The 25438-nt window shown below is 61.5% G+C and carries 21 protein-coding genes; 13 read left to right on the top strand and 8 right to left on the bottom strand.

Annotated features, from left to right (window positions below; translation table 11 throughout):
* Nucleotides 1-251 precede the first annotated feature (251 nt).
* From ACI77D_RS04675 to ACI77D_RS04655, 5 genes are all read right to left on the bottom strand, one after another.
* Nucleotides 252-1181: a pyridoxamine 5'-phosphate oxidase family protein gene (locus ACI77D_RS04675; RefSeq protein WP_407016139.1), complete on the bottom strand. Its 930-nt coding sequence runs from the start codon at nucleotides 1179-1181 to the stop codon at nucleotides 252-254.
* A gap of 79 nt (nucleotides 1182-1260) precedes the next feature.
* On the bottom strand, nucleotides 1261-2145 hold the full coding sequence (locus ACI77D_RS04670; protein WP_221295195.1) for a LysR family transcriptional regulator: 885 nt from the start codon (nucleotides 2143-2145) through the stop codon (nucleotides 1261-1263).
* A complete protein-coding gene (locus tag ACI77D_RS04665) occupies nucleotides 2145-3065 on the bottom strand; it encodes a LysR family transcriptional regulator (protein WP_064453109.1) in 921 nt (306 codons plus the stop codon). The genes ACI77D_RS04670 and ACI77D_RS04665 overlap by 1 nt, the downstream gene beginning before the upstream one ends.
* Before the next feature lie 34 nt (nucleotides 3066-3099).
* Nucleotides 3100-3732, bottom strand: coding sequence for a glutathione S-transferase family protein (locus ACI77D_RS04660; protein ID WP_221295197.1), 633 nt, complete (start codon nucleotides 3730-3732; stop codon nucleotides 3100-3102).
* A gap of 105 nt (nucleotides 3733-3837) precedes the next feature.
* Nucleotides 3838-4710 (bottom strand): LysR family transcriptional regulator, encoded by an 873-nt coding sequence (locus ACI77D_RS04655; protein WP_259763611.1) that lies wholly within the window; start codon nucleotides 4708-4710, stop codon nucleotides 3838-3840.
* Nucleotides 4711-4845: 135 nt separating this feature from the next.
* Between ACI77D_RS04655 and ACI77D_RS04650 the strand changes: the two genes are divergently transcribed.
* Nucleotides 4846-5619: a glucose 1-dehydrogenase gene (locus ACI77D_RS04650; protein WP_064453111.1), complete on the top strand. Its 774-nt coding sequence runs from the start codon at nucleotides 4846-4848 to the stop codon at nucleotides 5617-5619.
* A 13-nt stretch (nucleotides 5620-5632) separates the two neighbouring features.
* Nucleotides 5633-6685 carry an L-idonate 5-dehydrogenase gene (locus ACI77D_RS04645; RefSeq protein WP_407016138.1) on the top strand — a complete coding sequence of 351 codons (1053 nt, stop codon included), beginning with the start codon at nucleotides 5633-5635 and terminating at the stop codon, nucleotides 6683-6685.
* 3 nt (nucleotides 6686-6688) lie between these two features.
* Here ACI77D_RS04645 and ACI77D_RS04640 read toward each other — a convergent pair whose 3' ends face one another.
* The gene (locus ACI77D_RS04640; RefSeq protein WP_053257023.1) at nucleotides 6689-7480 is read right to left on the bottom strand and encodes an ABC transporter permease; all 792 of its coding nucleotides are present in this window, start codon (nucleotides 7478-7480) and stop codon (nucleotides 6689-6691) included.
* Nucleotides 7477-8154: an ATP-binding cassette domain-containing protein gene (locus ACI77D_RS04635; RefSeq protein WP_262665459.1), complete on the bottom strand. Its 678-nt coding sequence runs from the start codon at nucleotides 8152-8154 to the stop codon at nucleotides 7477-7479. Before ACI77D_RS04635 ends, ACI77D_RS04640 begins: the two co-directional genes overlap by 4 nt.
* Before the next feature lie 132 nt (nucleotides 8155-8286).
* Between ACI77D_RS04635 and ACI77D_RS04630 the strand changes: the two genes are divergently transcribed.
* Both ACI77D_RS04630 and ACI77D_RS04625 read left to right on the top strand, forming a co-directional pair.
* Nucleotides 8287-9363 (top strand): aldo/keto reductase, encoded by a 1077-nt coding sequence (locus tag ACI77D_RS04630; protein ID WP_064453114.1) that lies wholly within the window; start codon nucleotides 8287-8289, stop codon nucleotides 9361-9363.
* Between the two features lie 267 nt (nucleotides 9364-9630).
* Entirely contained in the window at nucleotides 9631-10836 is a 1206-nt protein-coding gene (locus ACI77D_RS04625; RefSeq protein WP_407016137.1) for a DUF1835 domain-containing protein, read from the top strand.
* A gap of 7 nt (nucleotides 10837-10843) precedes the next feature.
* Here ACI77D_RS04625 and ACI77D_RS04620 read toward each other — a convergent pair whose 3' ends face one another.
* Nucleotides 10844-11365, bottom strand: coding sequence for a hypothetical protein (locus ACI77D_RS04620; protein ID WP_064453116.1), 522 nt, complete (start codon nucleotides 11363-11365; stop codon nucleotides 10844-10846).
* A 206-nt stretch (nucleotides 11366-11571) separates the two neighbouring features.
* Here ACI77D_RS04620 and ACI77D_RS04615 point away from each other — a divergent pair, with 206 nt between their 5' ends.
* The 9 genes from ACI77D_RS04615 to ACI77D_RS04575 all read left to right on the top strand — a co-directional run bounded on the left by ACI77D_RS04615 (nucleotide 11572) and on the right by ACI77D_RS04575 (nucleotide 25427).
* Nucleotides 11572-12258 carry a molecular chaperone gene (locus tag ACI77D_RS04615; RefSeq protein WP_259746293.1) on the top strand — a complete coding sequence of 229 codons (687 nt, stop codon included), beginning with the start codon at nucleotides 11572-11574 and terminating at the stop codon, nucleotides 12256-12258.
* A 23-nt stretch (nucleotides 12259-12281) separates the two neighbouring features.
* Nucleotides 12282-13262 (top strand): fimbrial protein, encoded by a 981-nt coding sequence (locus tag ACI77D_RS04610; protein WP_064453118.1) that lies wholly within the window; start codon nucleotides 12282-12284, stop codon nucleotides 13260-13262.
* Nucleotides 13263-13319: 57 nt separating this feature from the next.
* Nucleotides 13320-16118 (top strand): ATP-binding protein, encoded by a 2799-nt coding sequence (locus ACI77D_RS04605; RefSeq protein ID WP_407016136.1) that lies wholly within the window; start codon nucleotides 13320-13322, stop codon nucleotides 16116-16118.
* Nucleotides 16105-17298: an EAL domain-containing protein gene (locus tag ACI77D_RS04600; protein ID WP_053257031.1), complete on the top strand. Its 1194-nt coding sequence runs from the start codon at nucleotides 16105-16107 to the stop codon at nucleotides 17296-17298. The genes ACI77D_RS04605 and ACI77D_RS04600 overlap by 14 nt, the downstream gene beginning before the upstream one ends.
* 83 nt (nucleotides 17299-17381) lie before the next feature.
* Nucleotides 17382-20546: a response regulator gene (locus ACI77D_RS04595; protein ID WP_407016135.1), complete on the top strand. Its 3165-nt coding sequence runs from the start codon at nucleotides 17382-17384 to the stop codon at nucleotides 20544-20546.
* Nucleotides 20547-20578: 32 nt separating this feature from the next.
* Nucleotides 20579-21226 carry a response regulator gene (locus ACI77D_RS04590; protein ID WP_053257033.1) on the top strand — a complete coding sequence of 216 codons (648 nt, stop codon included), beginning with the start codon at nucleotides 20579-20581 and terminating at the stop codon, nucleotides 21224-21226.
* A gap of 195 nt (nucleotides 21227-21421) precedes the next feature.
* Nucleotides 21422-22024, top strand: a complete 603-nt coding sequence (locus ACI77D_RS04585; RefSeq protein ID WP_064453121.1) for a fimbrial protein — start codon at nucleotides 21422-21424, stop codon at nucleotides 22022-22024.
* A gap of 75 nt (nucleotides 22025-22099) precedes the next feature.
* A complete protein-coding gene (locus ACI77D_RS04580) occupies nucleotides 22100-22831 on the top strand; it encodes a molecular chaperone (protein ID WP_407016134.1) in 732 nt (243 codons plus the stop codon).
* Nucleotides 22832-22916: 85 nt separating this feature from the next.
* Nucleotides 22917-25427 carry a fimbria/pilus outer membrane usher protein gene (locus ACI77D_RS04575; protein ID WP_407016133.1) on the top strand — a complete coding sequence of 837 codons (2511 nt, stop codon included), beginning with the start codon at nucleotides 22917-22919 and terminating at the stop codon, nucleotides 25425-25427.
* The last annotated feature ends 11 nt before the right edge of the window (nucleotides 25428-25438 follow it).

Here is a 25438-nt window from a genome sequence, read left to right as displayed (position 1 = left end):
CCGCCGACCGCGGCCAACACCTTTTCGCTATTGTCCAACGCGGTGGCGGTTTGCTCAGCGATGCCAGGCCCGACGGTTCGCACTTCGGCGACGTATTACGACCCGATGCCTGCCCAACGTTTTTCGGCCCACTGCTTGCCGAGGGCCAGCATGGCGTACTCGTCCTCGACTGTGCCGCTGACAAGCACTGATCAACGTGCGCCGTCAGGGGTAAATGAGGCATTACATCGGGCGTGTTCGCTAGGCTGGAGTTAATGCCCCATCGCCAGGTTATAGGGCGAAAACCCCGCAAAACTCCACCTCAACGCCAATGCCGCCGGGCGGCGCACCACCTGCTCCACGGTCACCGTCCACAACCGCTGCGCGCCCTCAAACGCCGCCACTTCGGGGCCGCCGAGAATCAGCGAAGTGCGCCCGGCCACCTGCATCACGTCGCCCGATTCGAAATCGATAAACAACAACCCCGCCACCGGGTTCGCCAAAAGGTTGCCCAAGGTATTGAAGAATAGATTGCCGGCGAAGTCAGGGATGGTCAGCACGTTGCCGTCGACACGCACAAAACCGGTATTGCCGCCGCGATGGGAGACGTCCACCGAACGTTGGCCTTCCACGTCCACAAAGCTTGCGACGAAGAAGGTGTCGGCGTTGCGGATCATGGCCCGCGCCGTATCGTCCAGACTGTTGGAGCACTCGGCCAGGGTGCCGGGTTTGCGCGCAATCGCATCGATCGGGCGCAGTTGGATGTACTTGGGGCAGTTTCCGAACGTGTGCACGACGTCGACCGAGAAACCCTCCCGATCGAGGCGGTCGATGCAGCCATTTATACGGTTGCGACGCCGGGTGTTGAGGTCAATGCCCAGCAGGCCCACCGACGCGCCACTGAGTATTGCAGGCAACGCCGGGTCACCCTTGGACGGCATGCTGTCGACCTGTAACGCCTGCGGATTCGGTGAATGGGCAAACCCCGGCGCGCCTTCCAGCAGTGTCGCCCACGGGATGCCCTGTTCGTTCACCACACCGAGCACCAGATAAGGCAGCAACGGATAAAAATCCCGATGCTGCTCCGGCAAATGATCACGGATCACCTTGGGCCCGACCACTGCCATGCGCTCGGCAACGCCGGCACTTTCCTGCATCTGCCGTTCGCCGGCATGCCAGGGGGACTGTTCGATCAGGTTCATCGCGATCACCTCATAGTCGATGTGCAGAGGCTAAGCCCAGCCACCCATCGAGAGAATACCCACGCCAGGCAATCCACTATTACGCCAACTGAAATGCCGGATGTTCACGCAGCGCTTCCACGCAGTGGTCGACAAAACTGCGCACGCGCATCGGCGCATTGCGGCCCTCGCGGTAGACCACGTGCACCGGCAACGGCGGCCCTTCAAAAGCTGGCAACACGCGGCGCAATTGGCCGCTCACCAGATGTTCATGAACCGAGTAGCTCAGGCAGCGTATCAATCCTGCACCGTGCACGGCCGCATTGATCGCCCCTTGTACTGTGGCGCAACTCAAGCGCGCGTGCGCCTTGAGTGAATAACCTTGAAAGGCCCAGTGCACCCAATCAGCGTTGGCGATCAGGTGGTGGCGATTGAAGTCATTGGGGTGCATCGGCTCACCATTAGTGGCGAGGTAGCCGGGGCTGGCGCAGAGGATAGGCCGCACCCGCCCCACCAACCGGGCGATCAGCGACGAACTGGGCAGCTCGCCCACCAGTACCGCCACGTCCAGCCCCTCTTCGTGCAGGTTGGGGTAATAGTCGTGATAGTGGGCGACGAGGCGCACGCCAGGGTAACGGTCCATGTAAGCCGCCAACACCGGCGCCATCACATAGTGGCTGAACAGCAACGGCAAAAATACCTGCAGATTACCCTGGGGCTGCACATGCAAGCCTTTGGCCGAGGCCTCGGCGGCGTCCACGGCGGCCAGTAGGCGCACGCAGTCGGTCATGTAGGCGTTGCCCGCATCGGTCAGGCTCACACCCCGCGTAGTGCGCAGCAGCAGCGGCACGTGCAGGCGGGCTTCCAGGCGGGCAATGGCGCGTATCAAGGTTGGACCGGAGACTTGCGCATAACGCGCCGCCGAAGCCAGGCTGGGTTGCCCGGCCAACGCCGCAAACAGTTGCATGTCGCGATACCGTTCCATCAGCCGCGCCGCTTCATCGCCGGGTTCAGGGCCGTGTCCTGCCCGAGGCGTTGGGTGAGGAAGTCGACAAAGGTGTGGATCTTGGCCGGTACGCGGCCGCTCTTGTGAAACACCACCTGGATCGGCAGCGGCGCCGGTTCAAAATCCGCCAACACTATCTCCAGCTCCCCCGCCGCCACCGAAGCCGCGACCTGGTAGGACAGCACCCGCGTCACGCCCCAGCCCAGCCGCGCCAGGTTAATCGCGGCATTGTTCGCCGTGACCACCAAACGCGGTTCGATCGGCACTGTCAGCGGGTGACCCGCGTCGACAAACCGCCACTCACTCACCAACTGGCTGGAGGACGAGGTGACGACCTTCGCTTCGCGCAGTTGCTCAGGCCGCGACGGGCGCCCGTGCTGGTCGAGATAACCGGGCGCGGCGCACACCACTCGGCGCACTTCGCCGACCTTGATCGCCTGCTGCCCCGATTCCTGCAAATGGCCGATGCGTACGGCCACGTCGACGCCTTCATCGGTCATGTTGACCACGCGGTCGACCAGCAAGGCGTTGATATTCACCTGGGGAAAGCGGTCCAGGTAATCGCCAAGCACCGGTGCCACATACAGCTCGCCGAATAGCACCGGCGCGGTCACCGTCAAGTGCCCACAGGGGATGGAATAACTGCCCGCCGCGGCTTCTTCAGCTTCATCCAATTCGGCGAGGATACGCCTGCAATCTTCCAGGTAACGCTGGCCGGCCTCGGTCAAGTGCAGGCTGCGGGTAGTGCGTGCCAGCAGTTGGGTGCCGATGCGTTGTTCCATGGCGGCGATGGCCCGGGTCACGCTCGGCGGCGAGGTGTTCAAGCGGCGCGCAGCAGCGGCGAAGCCCTCCTCCTCGGCCACCGCGAGAAACACCTGCATTTCATGAAATCGGTCCATCGGCGTTCACTCTAATAGGCACAGGGTGTTCACATTACTGTGATTGCAGGCCAACGGCCGTGCGCGGCATGCCCACAAAGCCCGGCAATGCTTCAATGCTGGCAAGCCAAGCGCGCACTTGAGGGTAGTCGGCCAGTGACACATTGCCTTCCGGCGCATGGGCCACGTAAGTGTAAAAGGCGATATCGGCAATGCTCGGTTGTTCGCTGGCCAGGAAGCGACTTTGGCTCAGTTGCTGCTCCACCAACTTCAACAGGGCGTGAGAGCGGTTGATCGCGGTGACGGTATCAACATCGGCGCCAAACACCACGGCCAGTCGCGCCGCAGCCGGCCCGGCGTGAAGTTGCCCGGCGGCGGCCGACAGCCAACGCTGCACGCATGCTTGGTCGACAGGATCGGTCGGCAGCCACTGGCCGTTGCCATAGGTGTTCGCCAGGTAGATCAGGATCGCATTCGAATCGGCCAATACCGTGCCATTGTCGTCAATCACAGGCACCTGGCCAAAGCTGTTGAGGGTGGCGATAAAGTCTGGGGATTTTTGGGCGCCCTGCTTGAGGTCCACCAGGATAAATTCCGTGGGCAGGCCCAACAGCGACAACATCAGCTCAACCCGATGAGAGTGGCCGGACAGCGGAAAACCATAAAGTTTGATCGCAGACTGGGACATGCAAGACTCCAAAGGTGGGGGTGTCGGTGCCAGGGATGGTCTACCGCTGCCCCGAACAATGGAATCACCAGGATTTACAATCCAGTATTTCACCGAATGAAACAATCATTCGCCGAACAATTCCACGATCAGATCGAACACCGTGGTCTTCACTGCACTGTCCAGCTCGGTCCAGGCCAACCCTGTACTGGCCTGGAAGCCGCCCAGCTGCAGATGCCGCGACACGCAATTGGCGGGCAACGCCCGCGCCGCCTGCTGCGGCAACACCCCAATGCCCAACCCGGCGGACACCAGCGCGAGCATGGTGGTGAACTCACCCAGTTCGCTGGCGATAGCCAGCGTGATGCCCAGGGCCTGGATAAACTCGTCATAGAACCCCGGCGCGTAACGTCGCGCCAGAATGTAAACCGGCAGATTGAGCAGGTCGCCAGGCCGGATGAAATCCTGGGCCGCCAGTGGGTGATCAATTGGCAACGCCACGCAAAAATGCTCATGCAACACCGCGCGGGTCTGCACGCCGGGGTGGGCGGCCGGCAAGCGCATCAGGCCGAAATCCAGCTGGCCGTTCTTCAAGGCAGCCGCTTGATCAGGGCCGGCCATGTCCTTGAGCTCCAGTTCGATACGCGGATAGCGCTGGTGTACTGCGCGGATCAACTCGGGCAATAACTGTGGCAACACCGACGACACAAATCCCAAGCGCACCCGCCCGATTTCACCACGGTTGGACGCCCGTGCCGTATCGGCCGCCCGAGCGGCCTGGTGCAAGGTGGCCTGGGCTTCCGGCAGAAACACCCGGCCGGCGTCGGTCAGCGTCACCGAGTGGCGGTTGCGATCCAGCAGGCGTACGCCGAGACCGCTTTCCAGTAGCTTTATTTGCATGCTCAGCGCTGGCTGCACGATCGACAACTGTGCCGCCGCCCGCCCGAAATGCAGCTCCTGGGCCAGCACCACAAACGCGCGCAAGTGCTTGAGCTCCATCCGCCCCCCTTGGTTATCACCAATATTGATCAGCCGATCATAAATGAACATTGGACCTACACCCTACACTGGGATGAAGTAAGCGCCATTGGACTCAACGCTTATCACCATACGCACGCCAGGAGAGACAACCCCATGCAAAACGTTTTGGAAACGTTCCGCCTCGACGGTCGACTCGCTCTGATCACCGGTTCCAGTGCCGGTATCGGCCTGGCCATCGCTCGCGGCCTGGCCCAGGCCGGGGCGCGAGTGGTGCTCAATGGGCGCAACCGCAGCACTTTGCGCGATGCGGCCGCAATGCTGACGCTGGAAGGCCTGGAGGTGCATACACAGGCGTTTGATGTGACCGACAGCGCGGCCATCCAGGCCGCCGTCGCCGATATCGAAGAGCGCCTTGGCCCGCTGGACATCCTCGTAAACAACGCCGGCATGCAACGCCGTGGGCCGCTGGAAGACTACAGCGAGCAACACTGGCGCGAGCTGATCAGCACCAACCTCGACAGCGCTTTCCTGGTGGGCCAGGCCGTGGCACGGGCGATGATCCCGCGCAAACGTGGGCGCATCATTAATATCTGCTCGGTGCAAAGTGAACTGGGCCGTCCGGGCATCGCACCGTATGCGGCGAGCAAAGGCGCACTGAAAATGCTGACCAAGGGCATGGCCATCGATTGGGGCCCCCATGGGTTGACGGTCAACGGCATTGGCCCCGGCTATTTCAAGACCGAGCTGAATGCAAACCTGGTGGCCAACCCCGAATTCAGCGACTGGCTGGTGCAGCGCACGCCGAGCCGCCGCTGGGGTGACGTGGCCGAACTGGCCGGCGCCGCCGTCTTCCTCGCCAGTGACGCGGCCAGCTTCGTCAATGGCCACATCCTGTATGTCGACGGTGGCATCACCGCCTCGCTGTAAACCGGAGAACCTTATGCACGCTATCGTCTGTCACGCCTCGAAAGACCTGCGGGTCGATCCCCAGGATGAACCGCAAGCCCTCGCGCCCGATCAACTGCGCGTACGCATAGCCCGTGGTGGTATCTGCGGTTCGGATTTGCATTATTACCAGCACGGCGGCTTCGGCAGCGTGCGCCTGCGCGAGCCGATGGTGCTCGGCCATGAAGTGTCGGCGGTGATCGACGCGGTGGGCAGTGACGTCGGTTCGTTCAAGGTCGGTCAACGCATTGCCGTTTCACCATCGCGCCCTTGCGGCGGTTGCCGGTATTGCCATCAAGGCCTGCCCAACCATTGCCTGAACATGCGCTTCTACGGCAGCGCCATGCCCTTCCCGCATATCCAGGGCGCGTTTCGCCAAAGCCTGGTGATCGAGACGCATCAGGCCCATCGCCTGGCCGACCACGTCAGCCTCGCCGAAGGTGCGTTGGCCGAGCCGTTGTCCGTGGGTTTGCATGCGATCCAACGCGCCGGCACGGTGTTCGGCAAACGCATACTGGTGACCGGCTGCGGTCCGATCGGCAACCTGCTGATCGGCAGCCTGCGCGCCGCCGGTGCCGCTGAGATCGTCGCCGTGGACCTGTCCGCCAGCGCCCTCGCCTGCGCCGAAAAAACGGGCGCCACGCGCCTGCACAACCTGGCCGACAGCACCGATGCACTCAAGCGCTACACCGCTGAAAAAGGTTACTTCGACGTGATGTTCGAAGTCTCCGGCAGTGCCCAGGCCCTGCGCAATGGCCTGGAATGCATCGCCCCACGCGGTGTGCTGGTGACGGTCGGGCTGGGTGGCGATGTGTCGCTGCCGCTGAATGTGCTGGTCAGTCGCGAGATTGAATTGCGCGGCACCTTCCGCTTCCACAGCGAATTCGCCCAGGCGGTGGACTTGCTCAACCGCCACATCGTGGATGTGCGCCCGGTGATCTCCCACACCGTGCCGTTTGGCGACGCGGTGCAGGCATTTGAGTTGGCGGCGGATAAGACCCAGGCGATGAAAGTGGTGCTGGACTTTGGTGTGCCGGACTTGGGCTGACCGTCAGCGTTCTTCCAATCGGTCGCGCAAAAACCGGTGGCTCCTGGAGAACAGCCGCCGGTAGGTGAGCAGTACCGCACCGACCGTGCCCAGCGCCGACGACGCGGCGATCAAGAACATGATGACGATCTGGTAGCGCACCGCGTCCACCGGGCTCTCCCCCGCCAGCACCTGGCCAGTCATCATGCCCGGCAAGCTGACGATGCCCACCACGGTCATCTGGTTCAGCGTCGGGATCATCCCGGCGCGCACCGCCTGGCGGATGGCTTCCTGCGCCGCTTCCCAACGCGAACCGCCCAGGGCCAGGATCATCTCGATGGTGTTGCGCCCCGAGGTCAGTTCCTGAGTCATGCGCTCGATCCCCAAGGACACACCGGTCAGGGTATTGCCGAGGATCATCCCCAAAATCGGGATCGCATATTGCGGCTCGTACCACGGGTGGATCCGGATCACCGCAAACAAACCCACCGCCGTCACCAGCCAGGAACTGCCCCACACCGAGAGGATGCTGTCGACCCGCTGCCCGCGATAGGTCCTGCGCCCACGCCCCGCCGCCGACAGCCCGGCAATCAAGGTCATCGCACACATCAGTGGCAGCACCACATACCAGTACGCGAACTCGAATACCCAACCCAGCAAGTAACCGATGGCCAACAGTTGCACCACCGTGCGCACCGCCGCCCAGAGCAATTGGCGACCGAGGCCCAGGCGCAACAGCAATGACAGCGCGCCGTTAATCAGAATCAGCGAGGCGGCGATGCCCATGTCCAGCGCGGTGAGGTTTTGATAGTTCATGGTTGGGCCGCTCCACTCAGGACACCGGCATTCATGTGCAGGTGGATGGCGCTCATGCGTTGGGCCTGGTCAAGGTCGTGGGACACCCAGATATAGGCGCGGGCGTTATCGGCGGCATACCAGGCGGTGATCAGCGCTTCGACATCACGCGAGGATGTCGGGTCGAGTGCGGCAGTCGGTTCGTCCAGCAACAGCACTTCGGGGTTCAGTTGCAAGGTCCGAATCAGTGAGACCACCTGGGACTCACCGCCTGACAAGTCACCGGCAATCTTGGCCAGGAAGTCCGGTGTTTTACCGGCGTGCCCCAGCAGTGTGGTGACCGCCGCCAGATCAAAGCTGCGCTTGCGCAACGTCTTGAGGCTGAAGGGGAAACGCAGGTTGTCTTCCACCGTGCCCTCGATCAGCGCGGGGCGTTGTGAGAGGTAGCTGATGTGGCTGCGATAGTGGGGAATCTGCGCGTCGGCGATGGGCTGGCCGTTCCACAGGACCTGCCCGCGGGTCGGCGCATCCAGCAATGCCAGCGCACGCAGGAACACGCTTTTACCGGAACCCGAGGAGCCGGTGATGGACACGCGGTCGGCGCGGTTCAAGCAGAAGTCCGTCGGTTGCAGCAACGCCACTTGGCGGCGCTCGTCCCTGCGCGTAAGGCCGCGGGTTTCTATCAGTGCGCTCATGAACGCGGGGTTCCTCTTAAACCGTGTTGGGTGCAATGGTGAGGCACGCGCAGGAAGATTTCATGAAAAAATTCAAACTATCGCCACCCCTGTCGTTCACACGTTCACGTGCAACGTAAAACAGGAGGCGACATGCAATACCGTCAACTGGGCCATTCGGGCCTGCTGGTATCCGAAATCATCCTCGGCACCGTACCGTTTGGGGGGCGCGCCGAGTTTGCAAAATGCGGCGCGGTGGACGTGCCCCAGGCCAAGCGCATGTTCGACATCGCGTTTGACGCCGGGGTGAATATGGTCGACACCGCCGACCTGTATTCCCACGGGCTGGCCGAGGAAGTCGTCGGTAAAGCCTTGGGTGACAAACGTCACGACATCCTGCTGGCCACCAAGGGCCGCAGCCCCGTGGACAAAAACCCGAACAACTCCGGCTCATCGCGTTACCACCTGATCCGCGCCTGCGAAGCCAGTCTGAAGCGGCTGGGCACCGATCATATCGACCTCTACCAGCTGCATAACTGGGACGGCGTGACGCCCATCGAGGAAACCCTCGAAGCACTGCGCCTGTTAGTGGGCTCCGGGAAAATCCGCTACTTCGGCACCAGCAACTTCACCGCCTGGCAGATGATGAAAACCCTGGGCAAAGCCGAGCTGCATGGCATGCTCAAACCCATTACCCAGCAGATTTACTACACCCCGGAATCTCGCGAAGCCGAGTACGAATTGCTGCCGATGGCGCTGGACCAGTCCATCGGCACCCTGGTGTGGGGCCCGATGGGCGAAGGCCTGCTGACCGGCTCGACCCGGCGCGGGCACAAGCCGCCGGCCAACACCCGGCAGGGCAGCGACTGGCCGGAACCCTATGTGCATGACCCGGAGCGTGCGCTGGATATCATCGAGACCCTTGCTGCCGTGGGCGATGAGCTGGGTGTGTCGGTGGCGCGCACCTGCCTGGCCTGGCTCAAGGATCGCCCGGGGATCACCTCGCTGATCGTCGGCGCCCGCACCGAAGCGCACCTGCGCGACAACCTGGCGGCGACCGAACTGAAACTTACCGAGGCACAAACTTCGCGCATCGAGGCGGTCACGCGCCGACAGCCGTTGTATCCGTACTGGCATCGATTCACCGCCGGGATTGATCGCTTTGATCCAGCGGAGCAGCCCTTCCTGGCGGAACATCAAAAGACCATGGATGCCAGAAAAGATAAGTAAAAGGTCACGCAAATCCCAATGTGGGAGCGCGCTTGCCCGCGATAGCGGTGGATCAGCTAGTGAATCTGGTGACTGACACTGCGCAATCGCGGGCAAGCCCGCTCCCACAGTTTTGAATTGCACTGAACAGCAATCCTGCCTATATTTCCCGCCTGGCGCTCTCTACGCCACCTTCCGCGGAAAGGGCTGCGCCCAAGATACTCAAGCACTACCTCATTTCTACGACTCCCAACCTTAAAGCGGAAAAGGTTTGTACAAGGAGATCGTATGTCGCCACGCCCCGCATCCTCGACCCATCACGGCCGTATCAACCTTGAGCAGCAGCGCAAGCGCGCCAAGGAGCTATTGGCGCAGCTGAAAAGCCAGGACCCCAGTGCCACCTTGTCGCAAGCCCAATGGCAGGTTGCCAGACAGCTCGGTTTCAGCAGCTGGCCCAAGCTCAAGGCCCATGTCGACGCCCTCGATTTCGCCGCCCGCCACCCAACGTTCGATGCCTGCGATGAAGCCCGCACCACCCACTGGCGCTGTGGCAGTGACATTGCCCACAGCCTGCAACTGGCGGGGTTCAAAGGGCAGTTCCGGATGCTCACCGATCCGTTGTGCATGGGGCCGGTTCGCGACCTGCCCAGCGAAGATTTCCGCGCCCTGCGCAGTGCCTTTATCAGCCAGGCCTTTGCGCTGGACTGCGTTGATGTCGCGCGCCGCGTTGACGATGAATATAACCAACTGGACACCTTGGCCAACGCCGACCACAGCGTGCTGTGGTGCGAGGCGGATGCCTACGATCAGCTGTTTCTGATCCGCGCGCTGGCCGGTCTTGAGCAGGCACCGCCCAGGCTGGAGCTGATTGAGGTCGACCGTATTCCCGGGGTCGAGCGCTTTATCGGCATCGGCCAACTGGCACCCGATGTCCTGGCGTGGCTATGGCCGCAGCGACGGGTGATCAATGATGCAGCAGTGCAGTTGGCCCAACAGGCCTGGGCGGCTTACTGCGACAGTTCACCGGTCAAGCTCGCGGAACTGGCGTACAACACGCATGCGTCGCTGCCCTTTCTCGCGCCAGCGCTACTGCGCCAGTTACAGGAGTTGCCAGGTATTCTGGATGGCCTGTCACTCACCGAGCGCCTGTCGCTAAGGTACATCGCCGAGGTTGGACCGGCGCCCTTCGGCAGGGTATTCGCCGAGCTGATGGCCAAACGCGAGCCGCTGCCGTTCCTGGGCGACATGATGTTCCATGCCCTGCTGCGGCCATTAATCGATGGGCCGAACCCCTTGCTGATCGAAACCGAAACCGACCGCGAATGGCCACGCCGCGAGCTGGTGTTGACGCCTTTGGGCGCTCGGGTTCTGGACGGTGATGCCTATTGGCTGGACCACGCCAGCCATGAGCGTTGGGTCGGTGGTGTGTGCCTCAAGCCCGGCCAACCGCATTGGACTTTGGGCAGCGATTGCCACCCCGTCTGGCGTGACTGACCCCAGTTTACCGCTTGGGCGATAACCCGACGGCGCACGCCACCACCGCCGGGTCGCCCAAAGGGATCGCCCGCGGTGCCACCGAGGGTGGCTGGGTCCGGCTGTCGACGGCGCGCAGTATCGGGCGCTCAACGGTCGGCAGGCTATGGTCGGGGTCGACAATCTCCATGCAACGGCGCAGCGAGTTGAAGTCCGGCGACTGCGACAGCGACAGGTGCAACGTCTGGCTCACCGATACCGACACCACCGAACTCTGTGCGCATTGCCCGTCATAGATCAGCGTGTGGCGAATCAGCGGATTGTCATGGCAATACTTCAACAGGTTGACTTGCCTGGATCGCACCAGCGCTGTGTTGATGATCAACAAGTCGAACGCCACGCAACCTGAGCGCGTCAACGCCTGCAACTCCTCGAACGAACTCAAGGGGGCGATACGGTGATAGCCCAGCTGGTTGAGCATTTTCTCGATCTTGATCCGTTGCAACAAGTCTGCATCAGCAATCAGAAGGCGTAACGCTTTATTGGACATAGGGTAAACCTGACAGTTGGGCATCAGCGTCGATCATTCAACGCTGAACACGGTAACCGTCAGCGGGAAACCTGACTTTAAGGCGATTCTGAAACGGTCACCGGGTGCACCGGCCAACTTTTAAGAATCGCCTGAAAGCCCTCGCATCACCTCGCCCCTACCATGGCCTGCGTCCTCTTACGCTTCCATGGAATTCGTCTGTGCTCATGTTTTTACTCAGAATGGTGCTGATTGCCTGCGGGCTGCTGGTCCTCGCGCCGCCGCCTGCCAGCGCGGCACTGAAGATCGAAGGCACGCGCTTGATCTATTTCGGCCAGGACAAGGCTGCCAGCATCAACGTGGTCAACCAGGCGTCGCGCGAGGTGGTGGTGCAAACCTGGATCACCGGCGATGACGACTCAACCGGCGGCGCGGTGCCGTTTGCCGCCACCGAGCCGCTGGTGCAACTGGGCGCAGGGGAGCATCACCCACTGCGCATCCTGTATGCCGGCGAAGGCTTGCCCACCGATCGCGAATCGCTGTTCTGGCTCAACATCATGGAGATTCCGCTCAAGCCGGAAGACCCCAACAGCGTGCAGTTCGCAATTCGCCAACGGCTCAAGCTGTTCTATCGGCCGCCCACGCTCAAGGGCGGCTCGGCCGAGGCGGTGCAGCAGTTGGTCTGGAGCAGCAAGGACGGGCACACCATAACGGTCCGCAACCCCAGCGCGTTTCACCTGTCGCTGGTGAACGTACAGACCGACAGCGTGACGCTCAGTGACTACCTGCTGCTCAAGCCTCAAGAGAGCAAAACCCTGACCGCACCGAGCGCCTTGCCCAAGGGCACCACCCTCCATTTCACCGAAATCACCGATATCGGCTTGCAGGCCCGCCATAGCGCGGCGCTCAAGTGATAGATCGCGGGGTATTTACACCTATGTCACTCACCAAACGCTGCTTACCAATACTGCTGTGGGTCTGCGCGGCCCTGCCCGCCACCAGCCATGCGCTGGCTTGCCGTGAGGACGGCACCGGCTCGATCATCACCCAGGAAGCGCTGGGCACCGCACTGGCCGTCGCCGCCGATGCCCCCAACGGCAGTATTATCTGGGAGTCGGGCCCACGCTCGACCAATGTGATCTGCAAGGACGACTACAGCGTCGGCCGCGAAGAGGTGTATTTCTATGTCAACCCGGCCGGCGTGAGTATCGGCACGGGCATTCGTGTTGGCATTCGCTATAACAATCAGCCGATTACCCAAAGCACTGGCAAGGTCGGCACCGGGTTCTTTTCCGACCGGGGCTGCACCTCCAACTGCGTCGGTTGGGACAAGGCGCGCTTTACCCTCAACTTCAGTGTCTTCATCGAGAAGTACGACCCCACGCCACCGAGTGGCCAAGCCAGTACATTGACCTCCTACCGCGTATTCCAACTGGACGGCGTGCGCGGGCTCAACTCAAGGCCCAACAGCAACTTCAACTACGTGGTCACCGGCATGAACGGCATCCGCTTCGTGCCTTGCACCCCCGAACTGACCATCACCCCCAACGTGGTCAAATTCCCCACACCGTCGCGCAAGGCGTCGATCGGTGAAGTCGCCAGCAGCGCGAACTTCAGTTTGAACCTGCGCAAGGGCTGCGACACGCCCTACACCGTCAGCGCACGCTTCGCCAGCACATCGGGGGGCGGCAGCGTGATCAACGGTTTGCTGGTGCCGGATAACAACAATTCGGTGGGCATCTCGTTGTCCCGCGCCGAGAGCGAGCAGCCATTGCCGTTCAACGATTGGTTCACCCTGCAGCAACTGATGGGGCTGGGCCAGAGCCACGATGAATTCCGCGCCGACCTGAAATGGCGCACCCTGCCAAAACCCGGCGCGTTCGACGCCGCCGTGGTGGTGGATATGTATTACAAGTAGATGATTTTTAAGGATCGTCTTATGCCACGCGCAACGGCCCGCGCTTAAAGTCTGCCGATGCGATTGAAAAGTTATCTGCTCCAGATGAACCCCGTCCTCTCCCGACCCGAAGCAGCCAGAAGGCTGCTTCGTATTTTTGCGACCGTGTTGCTCGTCGGCATCCTGAGCGGGGTCTATACCTTTCTGCTGTCCACCTTCAACAACGACATTTCCCAGCGCCGCGGCTACATGAGCAGCGCCATCGCCGAAGCCCATACCTTTTTCACCAACCGCCAGGCCTTGCTTGAAAGCCTGAGCCTGTCGGCGGTGCGCAAGCAGTCCAGGCTTTACCCTTCCTCGCAGGAAGAACAACACCTGGAGCTGGGCAATACGCCCGGCAACCAGTGGAGTATCTGGCTGACCGCGCGCATGCGCGACTACCTCAAGGCCAAGCAACTCAACCTGCTCTATGTGAGCCCCGACCCCATCCCGCAGGTGACGCGGCTGTACGACGCGACCGCACAGGTATTGCCGATTTCCAAGTGCATGCTCAACCGCCTCAAGGCCCTGCAACACAGCGACCCGGCCACGCTCAACGAGCTGTGGCTGAGCGACAACACCGAACACCACTCGCACCTGTACATCTTCATCCGCCTGGACGACCGCGATGCCAATTCCGGCTGGCTCGGCCTTGAGATGGAGAGCCGCGAGGTGTCCTCGACCCTCAGCGACCAGAGCGCCGGGGAGTTCATGATGCTCAACTCCCAAGGCATGCTGGTCTTTACCAACAGCCCTGATACCCCACTGAGCCGGCAACACCTCAAGCCCGACGAAGAGAGCTTCTTCGGTTTTGTCGGCAGCGGGCTCTTGCCCGACCACCTGGTAATTCGCAAGCACTTGAAGTCTTCGGAGTGGCAACTGATGTACTCCATCGACCTGCGCGCGGTGGTCACCGGCTTATGGAAACAGCTGCTCGGTTCGCTGTTGTTCTGTCTGTTCAGCCTGATGCTGATCGGGTTGGTGATGCGCCGTGTCGACCAGCGTTTTATCATTCCCTCGATCCATCGCATCCAGGCGCTGATCGAAAGCGAGGCATTCGGCCGTGATGTGATCCAGACCGCGCCCGTCGCCCTCTGCGTACTGCGCCGCACCGACGGCCAGGTGGTGCTGGAAAACACTCTGGCTCAGCAGTGGCTGGGCAACGGCCCGGAGCGCGAAGCATTGCGCGCCGGCTGGATCGAACAAGCCTTTGCCAACGGCCCGTCCGAACGCAGTGACTACTTTGAAACCATCGACGGCCGCCACCTGTACCTGAGCAGTGCACCGACCCGCTATAAAGGCGAGGACGTGCTGTTTTGCGCGTTCAGCGATATCAGCGCGCGCAAGCAAGTTGAGGCGGCGCTTGAAGAAGCGCGGCATTCGGCAGATGCCGCCAACGCCGCAAAGACGTTATTCCTGGCGACCATGAGCCATGAAATCCGCACGCCGCTGTATGGCGTACTGGGTACCCTGGAACTGCTGGCGCGCACCCAACTCGACAGCCAACAGAAAGACTACCTGCATGCCATCGAAGGCTCGTCCTCGACCTTGCTGCAATTGATCTGCGATGTGCTGGATGTGTCGAAGATCGAGGCCGGGCAACTGGCACTTGAGTTGAGCGAATTCTCACCGCTGGACCTGGTGCACGAAATCATCCAGGGCTATGCCGCAGCCGCCCAAGGCAAAGGCCTGCAACTGTATGCCTGCTTCGACCCGAAGTTGCCGGAACGGCTGATCGGCGACGTGACGCGCATCCGCCAGATTCTCAACAACCTGCTCAACAATGCAGTGAAATTCACCGACTACGGGCGCGTGGTACTGCGGGTCAAAGTGCTTGGCCGCGACGGCGAACGCTCCAGCCTGCTGTGGCAAGTCTCGGACACCGGCAAAGGCATCGCCCAGGAAGACCAGGCGATGATTTTCGAGCCGTTTTACCAGAGTGAAGGCAACACCAACGTAGTCGCCGGCACCGGCCTGGGCCTGCCGATCTGCCAGCGCCTTACGGAATTGATGAACGGCAATATCCGTATGGTCAGCGAACTCGGCCTGGGCAGCAGTTTCAGCCTGATCCTGCCGCTGGAAGAAGCGCCCACCACGCCGATGACCCCGTTGCTGGCCGAGACCATTTACGTGGCCTCGCCGATCCCGGAGTTGGCGAATTCCGTCAGCGGCTGGTTGCGCCGCTGGGGCGCGCGGGCCCAGACCGGCCTGCCGACGCTGCCGGACAACCATCTGCTGCTGCAAGTGCATCCCGGCAGTGTTGACCCGTTGCTGGTGCCCGAGTGGCCGGGGCCGGTGATTCACGTGAGCAGCAACACCTGTACCGCCGTGGAAGCCGAAGCCGGCGCCTGGCACGTCAACCTCAACCATCTGGGTGCGATTCATCAGGCGGTGAGCCAGGCGCAGGGGTTATGGGTGGCCCGTGCCGATGAACAAACGCGCCAGCGCGACCTGAATAAACTCAACCTGCACCTGCTGGTGGCTGAAGACAACATCATCAACCAGTTGATATTGCGTGACCAACTCGAAGAACTCGGCTGCACCGTGGAGCTGGCGGCCGATGGTCAGGCAGCGTTGCAGCTGTACACCGCCGGCAACTTCGACGTGGTGTTGACAGATGTGAACATGCCCCACATCAACGGCTATGAACTGGCGCGCGAACTGCGCCGCCTGGGCTCACCGTTGCCGATTATCGGGGCCACCGCCAACGCCATGCGCGGCGAGGCCGACCTGTGCCTGGCCGCCGGCATGAACCACTGCCTGGTCAAACCCTTTGCGTTGCGGGCTCTATTCAACTCCCTGGCGCCTTATGCACGGAACACTCATGAAGCCTCTTAGTATTTTGATTGTTGAGGACCATCCCCTGCAGCACATCTATCTGCAGCACTTGCTCAGTGAGTTGGGGGATTTCATGCTCGAAACCGCCGAAGACGGCAAAGAAGCGCTGGAGCGACTGCGCCAGCGCGATTTCGACCTAGTTCTGACCGACCTGCTGATGCCCGGCATGGACGGCGTGCAGTTTATTCAGTGCCTGGCCAGCCTGCGCTGCAAACCAGCGCTGGCGATCATGAGTGCGGCGTCGCGGCGCATGTTGATGGCGGCAAGCCTGGTGGCGAAAAACCTCGACGTAGAAGTAATCGGGCTGATCTCCAAACCGGTCGCTGCCGATGCCTTGCGCAGCCTGGTGGAACAGCTCAGGAACAAGGTGCGCAAGCCCTCCCCCGAATTGCCCGAACACATGGACATCGACCGTCACACGCTGGTGCAGGCCATGAGCAGCGGCCAGTTCCAGGCCTGGTTCCAACCGAAAAAATCCTTGGCCAACGGCCGAATCGTCGCCGCCGAAGCCCTGGTGCGCTGGATGCACCCGGAGCAAGGCGTGATGCTGCCTGCCGCGTTCCTGCCGGCGATCAAGGCATTTGAACTGGAGGAACGCCTGTTGTGGCTAGTGCTCAAACAGGCCATCCACGCCCAAGAGCATTGGCGCCAGCGCGGCTATGAAATCCCGGTATCCATCAACCTGCCCACCCACCTGCTCAACAGTCACGACCTGGCTGACCGTTTACTGGAGTTCGTGCTGCACCACGATGGCATCCCGGGAATGATCTGTTTCGAATTGATGGAGTGCTCGGTGCCGCAGGACATCAGTAATTTCTATGCCGGTGCATGCCGCCTGCGCATCAAGGGCTTCGGCCTGTCCCAGGATGATTTCGGCAAGGGCTACAGCTCGTACCTGAACCTGGTGTCCACGCCGTTTACCGAGCTCAAGATCGACCAGGCGCTGGTCCAGGGCAGTCACGACAACGAAGGCATCGCCCAGGCATTGGCGAGCATCATCGCGCTGGGCCGCAAACTCGGCCTGACCGTGGTCGCCGAAGGCGTGGAGACACCCCAGCAATTAGCCCTGCTGCGCAAAATCGACTGCAACCAGGTACAGGGTTTCCTGATTTCCCATGCGGTCTCTTCGGACCAATTTCAGCAATTACTGAACAATGATGGCCCCGCGACATCTCACTAGCTGGTGGCCACGGATTATCTGTTCCATAGTAAGGAGTAAGCTCCATCCAGTGCCGATTTATCCTGCGCCTGCGGAAACCCCTGATGAAGCACAACAACGCGATCCTCGAAGCCTTTACCCGCAGCTCATTGCGCCTGAACAAAGGCTTGATGGTGCTGATTGGGATCGCGTTGCTGCTGGTCCTCACCAATTACTGGTCACTGCAACGGGGGATCGAAACGCGCTACGGCGCTACGCGTTTTCACTTCGCGCGGCTGATGGAAAACCTGCAGGAGCAAGAGTCGTACCTCAGGAGCCTGACGCATCCGGGGATCCAGGCCGAACTGCTGCGTGCCACCAACGTTCAGGTCAGCCTGAAAAGCCGCATGGTCGACAACCGCCGTACGCTCTATGAAGGCCAGAAGTATTCGTTTTCAGTGCCGTTCAGCGTCAAGTTCGATGAGCAGCAAGTCAGCGCCGCCGCCAGGCCGCAGATCTTTGCCCTGGGCGCGCACCTGACCAGCTACTACAGCGCCTTCTGGTCCTCGTCACCGTACGAGGCGCCGCAGACCTTTTTGCTCAATCGGCAGACGAACTACACCATCACCATTCCATCCGTGGGTTACCAGCGGCGGGAAAGTACCGAGGAAACCGGCAACCTGGTGGCGGTGGTCAACGCGGTGCAAAACACCCTGGAGCAAACGCCGCAACCGTTGGAGCAGGATCGCGTGTATTGGCAGGCAGGTCCTGAACCCGAACACTTGCTGGCGTACATCGGCCTGCCACTCGATGGCCAGAGCCAGGTGGTGATCGGTACCTTGCTCGACCTGGCCCTGGCCGACGATGTGCAGCGTGCCCTCGACCACTCGGCGTTTGATCGCTTCACGCTGATTGCCCCCGACGGCACGCGGTTGATCGGGCCAGAAACCGGAGCGCCACTCAGCGATGGTATGCACATCACCGCGAATGGCTTCGAATTCAAGATAACCCAAGCAGGTGACCAGCCCTGGAGCGCGGTCTATGGACTTAACTACTCGCACTTCTTCCACTCCGCGTTGTGGCCGCTGAGCACCCTGGCCCTACTCTTTGCCAGCCTGATTGGCCTGGGCTGGGCCGGCAGCCGCTGGTATCGGCGCCAGGTCATCACCCCGGCGCGCCTGGCCCACGAACACATTGCCGAAAGCGTGGCGTTCAGCCGCGTGATCATCGACACCGCGCCCACCGGCTTATGCGTGGTGCGACGCAGCGACGGCAAAGTGTTGATCGAAAACCAGCGTGCCCAACAATGGCCGGGCACCGCACGCCTGGTGGCAGCCATGGCCGGTGCCCACGACAGCGCCGAAAGTGGCGAGACGCACCTGGAAATCGAAGGCCGGCACCTGCAAATCGGCTTTGTGTCGACCCGCTATCAGGCCGAGAACGTGCGCCTGTATGCGTTCAACGACATCACCCGACATATCGAAGATGCCCAGGCGCTGGAAGAAGCGCGCCACGCCGCCGATGCGGCCAACAAGGCCAAGACACTGTTCCTGGCGACCATGAGCCATGAAATCCGCACGCCCCTGTATGGCGTGCTCGGCACCCTGGAATTGCTCGGCCTCACCGACTTGGACGCGCACCAGAAAACCTACCTGCACACCATCCAGCGGTCGTCCGGCACGCTGTTTCAACTGATCAGCGATGTGCTGGATGTGTCGAAAATCGAGTCCGGGCAAATGGCGATAGAAGCCGTGGATTTCTGCCCGCTGGACCTGCTCGAAGACACCCTTCACACCTACGCGGCCTCCGCCCAGCGCAAGGGTTTGCAACTGTACAGTTGCATCGACCCGCAGTTGCCGGACTGCGTGATGGGCGACCCGATGCGCATCCGCCAGATCCTCAATAACCTGGTGAGCAACGCCATCAAGTTCACGGATGTCGGGCGCGTGGTGATCCGCGCCAGGGTCATGGAGTTTGATGCCGACAACGTTGACCTGGAATGGCAAGTCACCGACTCCGGCGTCGGCATTCCCGAGGCGCAGCAAGCCAAGCTGTTCGATCTTTTCTACCAGGCCCCGGACACCGCGAGCGAAGGCGGCGCCGGGCTGGGCCTGCCGATTTGCCGGTGGCTGGCGCAAATGATGGACGGCGAAATCCGCGTGGTCAGCGAGCCAGGCCTGGGCAGCAGCTTTACCCTGAAAATGCGCCTGCCACGATGTTGCGGCACGCTGACCAATCTGCCGCAGATCGACCCGAGCCCGACGCCGGTGTATGTGCAGGCACCGGTGCGCGAATTGGCGCAGTCGATGAGTGACTGGCTGAACCGCCTGGGCATTGCGGCCGCTCTGGCAGCGACCAGTCATGAAAAGGACAGCCGCCAGGCGGTGCTGGTGGACCTGTTGCCCAACGAGTCCGCCAAACCATGGGCCGGTCAACGTGTGCTCTGCCTGCCGGGCGCGCACAGCCCGCCGCTGCACACGGCGCAAGGCTGGGTGGTGGATCTGCACGACATACGCAGCATCGCCGCCACCGTATCACTGGCGCAGCACGGCAAGCATGAGCAACCTGCGGCAGCACGCCCCCAAAGCGCCGGGCAGTTGGGGCTGCGCATCCTGGTGGCCGAGGACAACCCGGTCAACCAGGCAATCATCAAGGAACAGCTGGAAGCGCTCGGTTGCTCGGTGAGCCTGGCCGCCAACGGCGAACAGGCGCTGCAACTGTGGCAACCGCAGGCCTTCGACCTGGTGCTGACCGACGTGAATATGCCGCTGATGAATGGCTATGAACTGGCCAGGACCTTGCGCGAGCATGACCCGCAATTGCCGATTATTGGCGTGACCGCCAATGCGATGCGCGAGGAAGGTGTGCGTTGCCTGGCAGTGGGTATGAATGCCTGGATCGTCAAACCCTTGAGCCTGCAAACCCTGCGCGGCCAGTTGGTCAAGCTGTGCAAGGTCAAGCCGCCGATCGAGCCCGTCGCGGCGGTATTCGACGACAGCGTGCAGCTGTCGGACAAGATGCGCCCGCTGTTCATCAGCAGCGTGCAGCATGACTTGCAGCGCATCGGCGTGGCGCTGGCGCAGCGTGATGCCCACGGCCTCGGCCAATTGCTGCATTCGACCGCGGGCGCCCTGGGCGCAGTGCAGGCGCTGAGCCTGGCCCAGGCCTGCATCGAATTGGAAAGCGCGCTTAACCGCGGCAGCCTCGACACTACGCTTGAGCTCAAGGTGAAGGCTGTGATGCAGCGTCTGTCGGCCGTTCTGGAGACTCTCCAGCCCGGGCACTCTTGACTTACTTGAACTGGCACTACGGACGGCCCTTTATGAAAAAATTCAACGTAGTAATCGCGGACGATCACCCGATCGTGTTGCTTGGCGTTCGCGAACTGGTGGAGCGCGACACGCGCTTTCAAGTCGTCGGCGAGGCCGTGTGTTCGGCCGGCCTGATCGAACTGTTGCAGCGCCAGGGCGCCGACATTGTGATCACCGATTACAACATGCCGGGCGACTCGCCATACGGCGATGGCCTGAAGCTGGTGGAATACCTCAAACGGCATTTCCCGCAGGTACAAATCCTGATCCTGACGATGATTTCCAACCACCTGATCCTCACTCGCCTGCAGGAGCTGGGTGTGGTCGGCATCATCCAGAAAAGCCAGTTGCACACCGAGATTCAATTGGCGCTCAAGGCGATTGCGCAGCAGAGCGCCTATCGCAGCCTGGAACCGCCCAAGACCTCAGTGATCGAGACCCTGACGGCCATCGACGAGCGCTTCACCAGCTTGTCGCCCAAAGAGTTCGAGATCCTGCGCTTATTTATTTCCGGCATGAGCGTGAGTGATATTGCGCGCAGCCAGAACCGAAGTTCCAAGACCATCAGTGCGCAAAAAATATCGGCCATGCGCAAACTTGAAGTGAGCAGTGACCAGGACCTTCTTGCCTATTGCCTGGCGCGTAACATTTTCAACTAACCACTCACTTGCAAGCCATTCCTGGACAATGGCTTCGCCCTTTATTTGCTGGCCTCCCGCCCCTTCAAAAGCGCAACTAACCTACCCGCCTCCGCGCTTATAAGAATCGTCTTATTCGCTCCCGCCGCCTCGCCGCTTACTCTTTCCTCGCAGTTCAACAACCGCATTTTCCAACTAACACTAACGGACATCATCATGAAGAAGTTTTCCCTGGCTGTTATCGCCTCGGCCATTATCGCCGCTTCCGGCAGTGCCTTTGCCGATGATCCTGCACCGACGCCAACCCTGGGCGGCAGCGGTAAAATCACCTTCACCGGCGTGATCAACAACGACGCGTGCTCGGTCGACGGCGCCAACTCCGACCGCACCATTTCGGTGGACATGGGCAACGTGTCGATCAAAGACATGGGCACCGCGGAAAACCCAACAGCAGGTCGTGTCACCGCCAAAGACTTCAACCTGAACGTCAACTGCAACCAGGGCACCAAAGTCGCGATGATCTTTGACGCCAACAACGGCGGTTCGGGCCTGGTCACCGGCAAAAAAGTTCTGGCCCTGAACCCAGGTTCGGCTACCGCGCAAAACGTGGGTATCGCCCTGCTCGACAGCAATGGCGGTCTGATCGACCTCAGCTCGCCAAGCACCGCGCGCATTGAAAGCACCATGCACGGCGCCGGCACCGCAGGCGGCGACGCCACCCTGAGCTTCGCAGCCGCCTACGTCACTACCGCTGCAGCCAATGCATCCACCGCCGGTCGCGGTGACGCGACCCTGCCGTTCATCCTGCAATACGAATAACTCGGCGCCCCGAGCACCGAACGTGCGAGGCCATACGGCCTCGCCATTCTTCTTTGACTACACCGGATAACCCTCATGCTGCCTCGTTCTATCGCCGCATGCCTGGGGCTGCTGGGCATGCTTATGGCTACCCAGGCCGCCGCCAGCATTTCACTGAATGCCACCCGTATCGTATTCGATGGCGACCACAAGGAAGCCAACATCACCGTGCGCAACGGTAACCAGGATGTGTTGATTCAATCCTGGGTCGACATGAACGATTCCAGCGGCAGCCGTGCACCATTTGCCGTCACCCCGCCACTGGCGCGGGTATTCGCCAAGGAACAACAACTGCTGCGCATTCTGTACGAAGGCACCGGCATGCCCACGGACCGTGAGTCGGTGGTGTGGCTTAACGTGCAGGAAATCCCCAAGGCCAGCGAAACCGAGAACACCTTGCAGTTGGCCATCCGCCAACGCATCAAGATTTTTTACCGCCCTGCCGGCCTCACCGGCAGCGCGCTGCAAGCGCCTGCACAGCTTGAATGGACGCTGGCCAAACACGGCAGCCAAACGCTGTTGCAGGTGAAAAACCCGACGCTGTACCACGTGTCCATGGCCGACATCAAAGTGCAGGCGCAACTGGCCAGCGACTCCACCATGATTGCGCCCGGCGAGGAAAAACAGTTCCCGCTCAGCGCGCCAATCGCCAGCGGCCCAGTGCAGTTGTCGTTTTCCAGCATCAATGACTACGGCGCGCAGAACCACTACACCGCCGCTTTGTCAGGCGTCGCTTCGCACGCTACTGAAGCGCGCCTCAAACCCTAAGCCTTTTCTCTAACCCACAGGCTCACTTCGCGTGCGTGTTTGCGTGCCCGGCTGTTCGCCAATCAGGGATGTCACAGGTCTTCGCATGTCTTTTCTTTCCAGCAACAGGCCCGCACGGGGCGCACTGAAGTTGAAGACGCTGTCGCTTGCGATCGCCGCCAGCCTGCCCGTGTGGGTCATGGCCGATGAGGCTGCGGAAACCTTCAACACCACCTTCCTGCAAGGCTCGCAGTCGCCGGTCGACTTGCAGCAATTGCTCTCGGCCAACAGCGTACTGCCGGGTAATTACCGGGTGGATCTGTACAGCAACGAGGTACTGGTGGGCCGGCGCGATATCGATTTCAAGCGCAACCCGAAAAACGGTCGCGTCGAGGCCTGTCTCACCCTCGACCTGCTCAAGCAGTTGGGTATCGACATGACCCGTTTGCAGGCCGAAGGCAAACTCGACCCGCAGCAGCCACAGGAATGCTACGCCCTCGCCGAGATGATTGAAGACGCCAGTGTGCGCTACGACAGCAGCCGCCTGCGCCTGCTCGCAAGCATTCCGCAAGTGGCCATGCAGCGCGGCCTGCGCGGTTATGTTGACCCGCAGTTGTGGGACGACGGCGTACCCGCTGCGTTCATCAACTACCAGCTCAACAGCAGCCGCACGGCCGGTGACTATAAAACCCGCATCGCCAATAACCTCGGCCTGCGCAACGGCATCAACCTGGGTGCCTGGCGCTTGCGCAACGAATCGAACATGAGTAACGGCACCGGGCGCTCGAACACCTTCACCAGCAACCGCACCTACTTGCAGCATGACGTGACCGCGATCAAGGGCCAGTTCAGCGCCGGTGAGATCTTCTCCGACACCGACTTGTTCGACAGCGTGCGTTATCGCGGCCTGAAACTCGCCTCCGATGACGGCATGCGGGCCGACAGCGAACGCGGCTACGCGCCGGTAATTCGTGGTGTGGCGCAGACCAATGCCACCGTAGAGATCCGCCAGAACGACTACATCCTCTACACCGCCAACGTTGCGCCCGGCCCGTTCGAGATCAACGACATCTACCCCAGCGGCTCCAACGGCGACCTGCAAATCACCGTTATCGAAGCCGACGGCAGCCGTCGTGTGACGATGCAGGCATTTTCCAGCCTGCCGATCATGGTCCGTGAAGGCCAGGTCAAATACAGCGTCTCGGCGGGCACCTTCAAAAGCAACGCCGATGGCCTGGCGAGCCCGCAATTTATCAGCAGCACCCTGGCGTACGGCTTGACCAGCAACCTCAGCGGCATTGTCGGCCTGCAAGCCAGTGACGACTACAGCGCCCTGTCGATCGGCGCCGGCAAGAACACCTCGTTCGGCGCCTTCTCCCTGGATACCACCCATTCGTCCAGCAAGGCGCGAGGGCAAACCACCCAGGGCAGCAGCGTGCGTGCGTTGTACGCCAAGACCTTTGCCGGCACCGACACCAACTTCACCCTGGCCGCCTACCGCTACTCCACCGAGGGCTACCGCACGCTCACCGACCATGTGGAAGACAGGAGCGAAGACGTGCGCGTGCGCACCGGGCATTCGAAAACCCGCACCGACCTGACCATCAACCAGAGCCTGGGGCGCAACAATGCGCTCGGCAGCCTGTATGTGAATGCCAGCGACCAGCGTTACTGGAACCGCGGCGGGTCGCAGAGTCTATCCGCCGGCTACACCGGCAACTGGGGCGACCTGAGCTACAACGTTGGCGTGACGCGCACCAAGCAAATCGTCACCTGGGGCGAGCCCAGCAGTGACACGCAGGTGAACCTGTCCATCTCGTTCCCGCTGGGCAGCCAGGCCCGCGCCCCCCGGGCGTTTGTCACCACCAGCCATCAGCATGGCGACACCACGACGCAAGCGGGTATCAACGGCTACGTCGCCGATGCCAGCGACACGTTCTATTCGGTACAGGCGGGCCATAGCGACACCAGCGGTGATTCCGGTTCGGTGAATATCAACAGCCGCACCTCAGTGGCGGATGTCAGCGTTGGCTACAGCCAGGGCCAGGGCTACAACTCGCAGAACCTCAACCTTGCCGGTTCAGTGGTGGCCCATGCGGGCGGCGTCAACCTGGGACAAACCGTCAGTGAGACCTTCGCTCTGGCCGAGGTGCCGGGCATCGCCGGGGCGAAGATCAGCAGCTACAGCGGCGTCGAAACCGGCTACAACGGCTATGCAGTGATCCCAACGGCCCAACCTTACCGGGTGAACTGGATCAGCCTGGACACCCGTGACCTGGGTGGCGATGTGGAAATTACCAACGCCACCCAGCAACTGGTACCGCGCCGCGGCGCCGTCGTAGTGGCGCATTACAGTGGCAGCACTGGACGGCGGGTGCTGTTTGAGTTGTTTGATGCGCAGCATAAGCCGCTGTCGTTTGGGGCTTCGCTGGAGGACGCCAATGGCAAGCAACTGGCGATTGCTGATCCGAATGGGAATGCGCTGGCGTTGGTGGAACAGGATCAGGGCACGTTGATCATCAAGTGGGGCGAGCAGCAATGCAGCGCAACCTATGCGCTGCCGCCGCAGAACAAAGCGCTGAACTATGAGCGTCAGGCGCTGGTGTGCGCGCCTTGATTGTGGGGGCG

It is taken from the genome of Pseudomonas sp. O39 (genome assembly GCF_045447295.1).
Lineage (GTDB): Bacteria > Pseudomonadota > Gammaproteobacteria > Pseudomonadales > Pseudomonadaceae > Aquipseudomonas > Aquipseudomonas antarctica_A.
Note: the sequence above shows the minus strand (reverse complement) of the source record. Positions and strands in the feature narration are given on the sequence as shown.

Excerpts from the sequence above, each read along its gene's own strand:
- ACI77D_RS04675 (WP_407016139.1), bottom strand. The coding sequence starts at position 1,181 with ATGAACCTGATCGAACAGTCCCCCTGGCATGCCGGCGAACGGCAGATG.
- ACI77D_RS04670 (WP_221295195.1), bottom strand. The coding sequence starts at position 2,145 with ATGGAACGGTATCGCGACATGCAACTGTTTGCGGCGTTGGCCGGGCAA.
- ACI77D_RS04665 (WP_064453109.1), bottom strand. The coding sequence starts at position 3,065 with ATGGACCGATTTCATGAAATGCAGGTGTTTCTCGCGGTGGCCGAGGAG.
- ACI77D_RS04660 (WP_221295197.1), bottom strand. The coding sequence starts at position 3,732 with ATGTCCCAGTCTGCGATCAAACTTTATGGTTTTCCGCTGTCCGGCCAC.
- ACI77D_RS04655 (WP_259763611.1), bottom strand. The coding sequence starts at position 4,710 with ATGGAGCTCAAGCACTTGCGCGCGTTTGTGGTGCTGGCCCAGGAGCTG.
- ACI77D_RS04650 (WP_064453111.1), top strand. The coding sequence starts at position 4,846 with ATGCAAAACGTTTTGGAAACGTTCCGCCTCGACGGTCGACTCGCTCTG.
- ACI77D_RS04645 (WP_407016138.1), top strand. The coding sequence starts at position 5,633 with ATGCACGCTATCGTCTGTCACGCCTCGAAAGACCTGCGGGTCGATCCC.
- ACI77D_RS04640 (WP_053257023.1), bottom strand. The coding sequence starts at position 7,480 with ATGAACTATCAAAACCTCACCGCGCTGGACATGGGCATCGCCGCCTCG.
- ACI77D_RS04635 (WP_262665459.1), bottom strand. The coding sequence starts at position 8,154 with ATGAGCGCACTGATAGAAACCCGCGGCCTTACGCGCAGGGACGAGCGC.
- ACI77D_RS04630 (WP_064453114.1), top strand. The coding sequence starts at position 8,287 with ATGCAATACCGTCAACTGGGCCATTCGGGCCTGCTGGTATCCGAAATC.
- ACI77D_RS04625 (WP_407016137.1), top strand. The coding sequence starts at position 9,631 with ATGTCGCCACGCCCCGCATCCTCGACCCATCACGGCCGTATCAACCTT.
- ACI77D_RS04620 (WP_064453116.1), bottom strand. The coding sequence starts at position 11,365 with ATGTCCAATAAAGCGTTACGCCTTCTGATTGCTGATGCAGACTTGTTG.
- ACI77D_RS04615 (WP_259746293.1), top strand. The coding sequence starts at position 11,572 with ATGTTTTTACTCAGAATGGTGCTGATTGCCTGCGGGCTGCTGGTCCTC.
- ACI77D_RS04610 (WP_064453118.1), top strand. The coding sequence starts at position 12,282 with ATGTCACTCACCAAACGCTGCTTACCAATACTGCTGTGGGTCTGCGCG.
- ACI77D_RS04605 (WP_407016136.1), top strand. The coding sequence starts at position 13,320 with ATGCGATTGAAAAGTTATCTGCTCCAGATGAACCCCGTCCTCTCCCGA.
- ACI77D_RS04600 (WP_053257031.1), top strand. The coding sequence starts at position 16,105 with ATGAAGCCTCTTAGTATTTTGATTGTTGAGGACCATCCCCTGCAGCAC.
- ACI77D_RS04595 (WP_407016135.1), top strand. The coding sequence starts at position 17,382 with ATGAAGCACAACAACGCGATCCTCGAAGCCTTTACCCGCAGCTCATTG.
- ACI77D_RS04590 (WP_053257033.1), top strand. The coding sequence starts at position 20,579 with ATGAAAAAATTCAACGTAGTAATCGCGGACGATCACCCGATCGTGTTG.
- ACI77D_RS04585 (WP_064453121.1), top strand. The coding sequence starts at position 21,422 with ATGAAGAAGTTTTCCCTGGCTGTTATCGCCTCGGCCATTATCGCCGCT.
- ACI77D_RS04580 (WP_407016134.1), top strand. The coding sequence starts at position 22,100 with ATGCTGCCTCGTTCTATCGCCGCATGCCTGGGGCTGCTGGGCATGCTT.
- ACI77D_RS04575 (WP_407016133.1), top strand. The coding sequence starts at position 22,917 with ATGTCTTTTCTTTCCAGCAACAGGCCCGCACGGGGCGCACTGAAGTTG.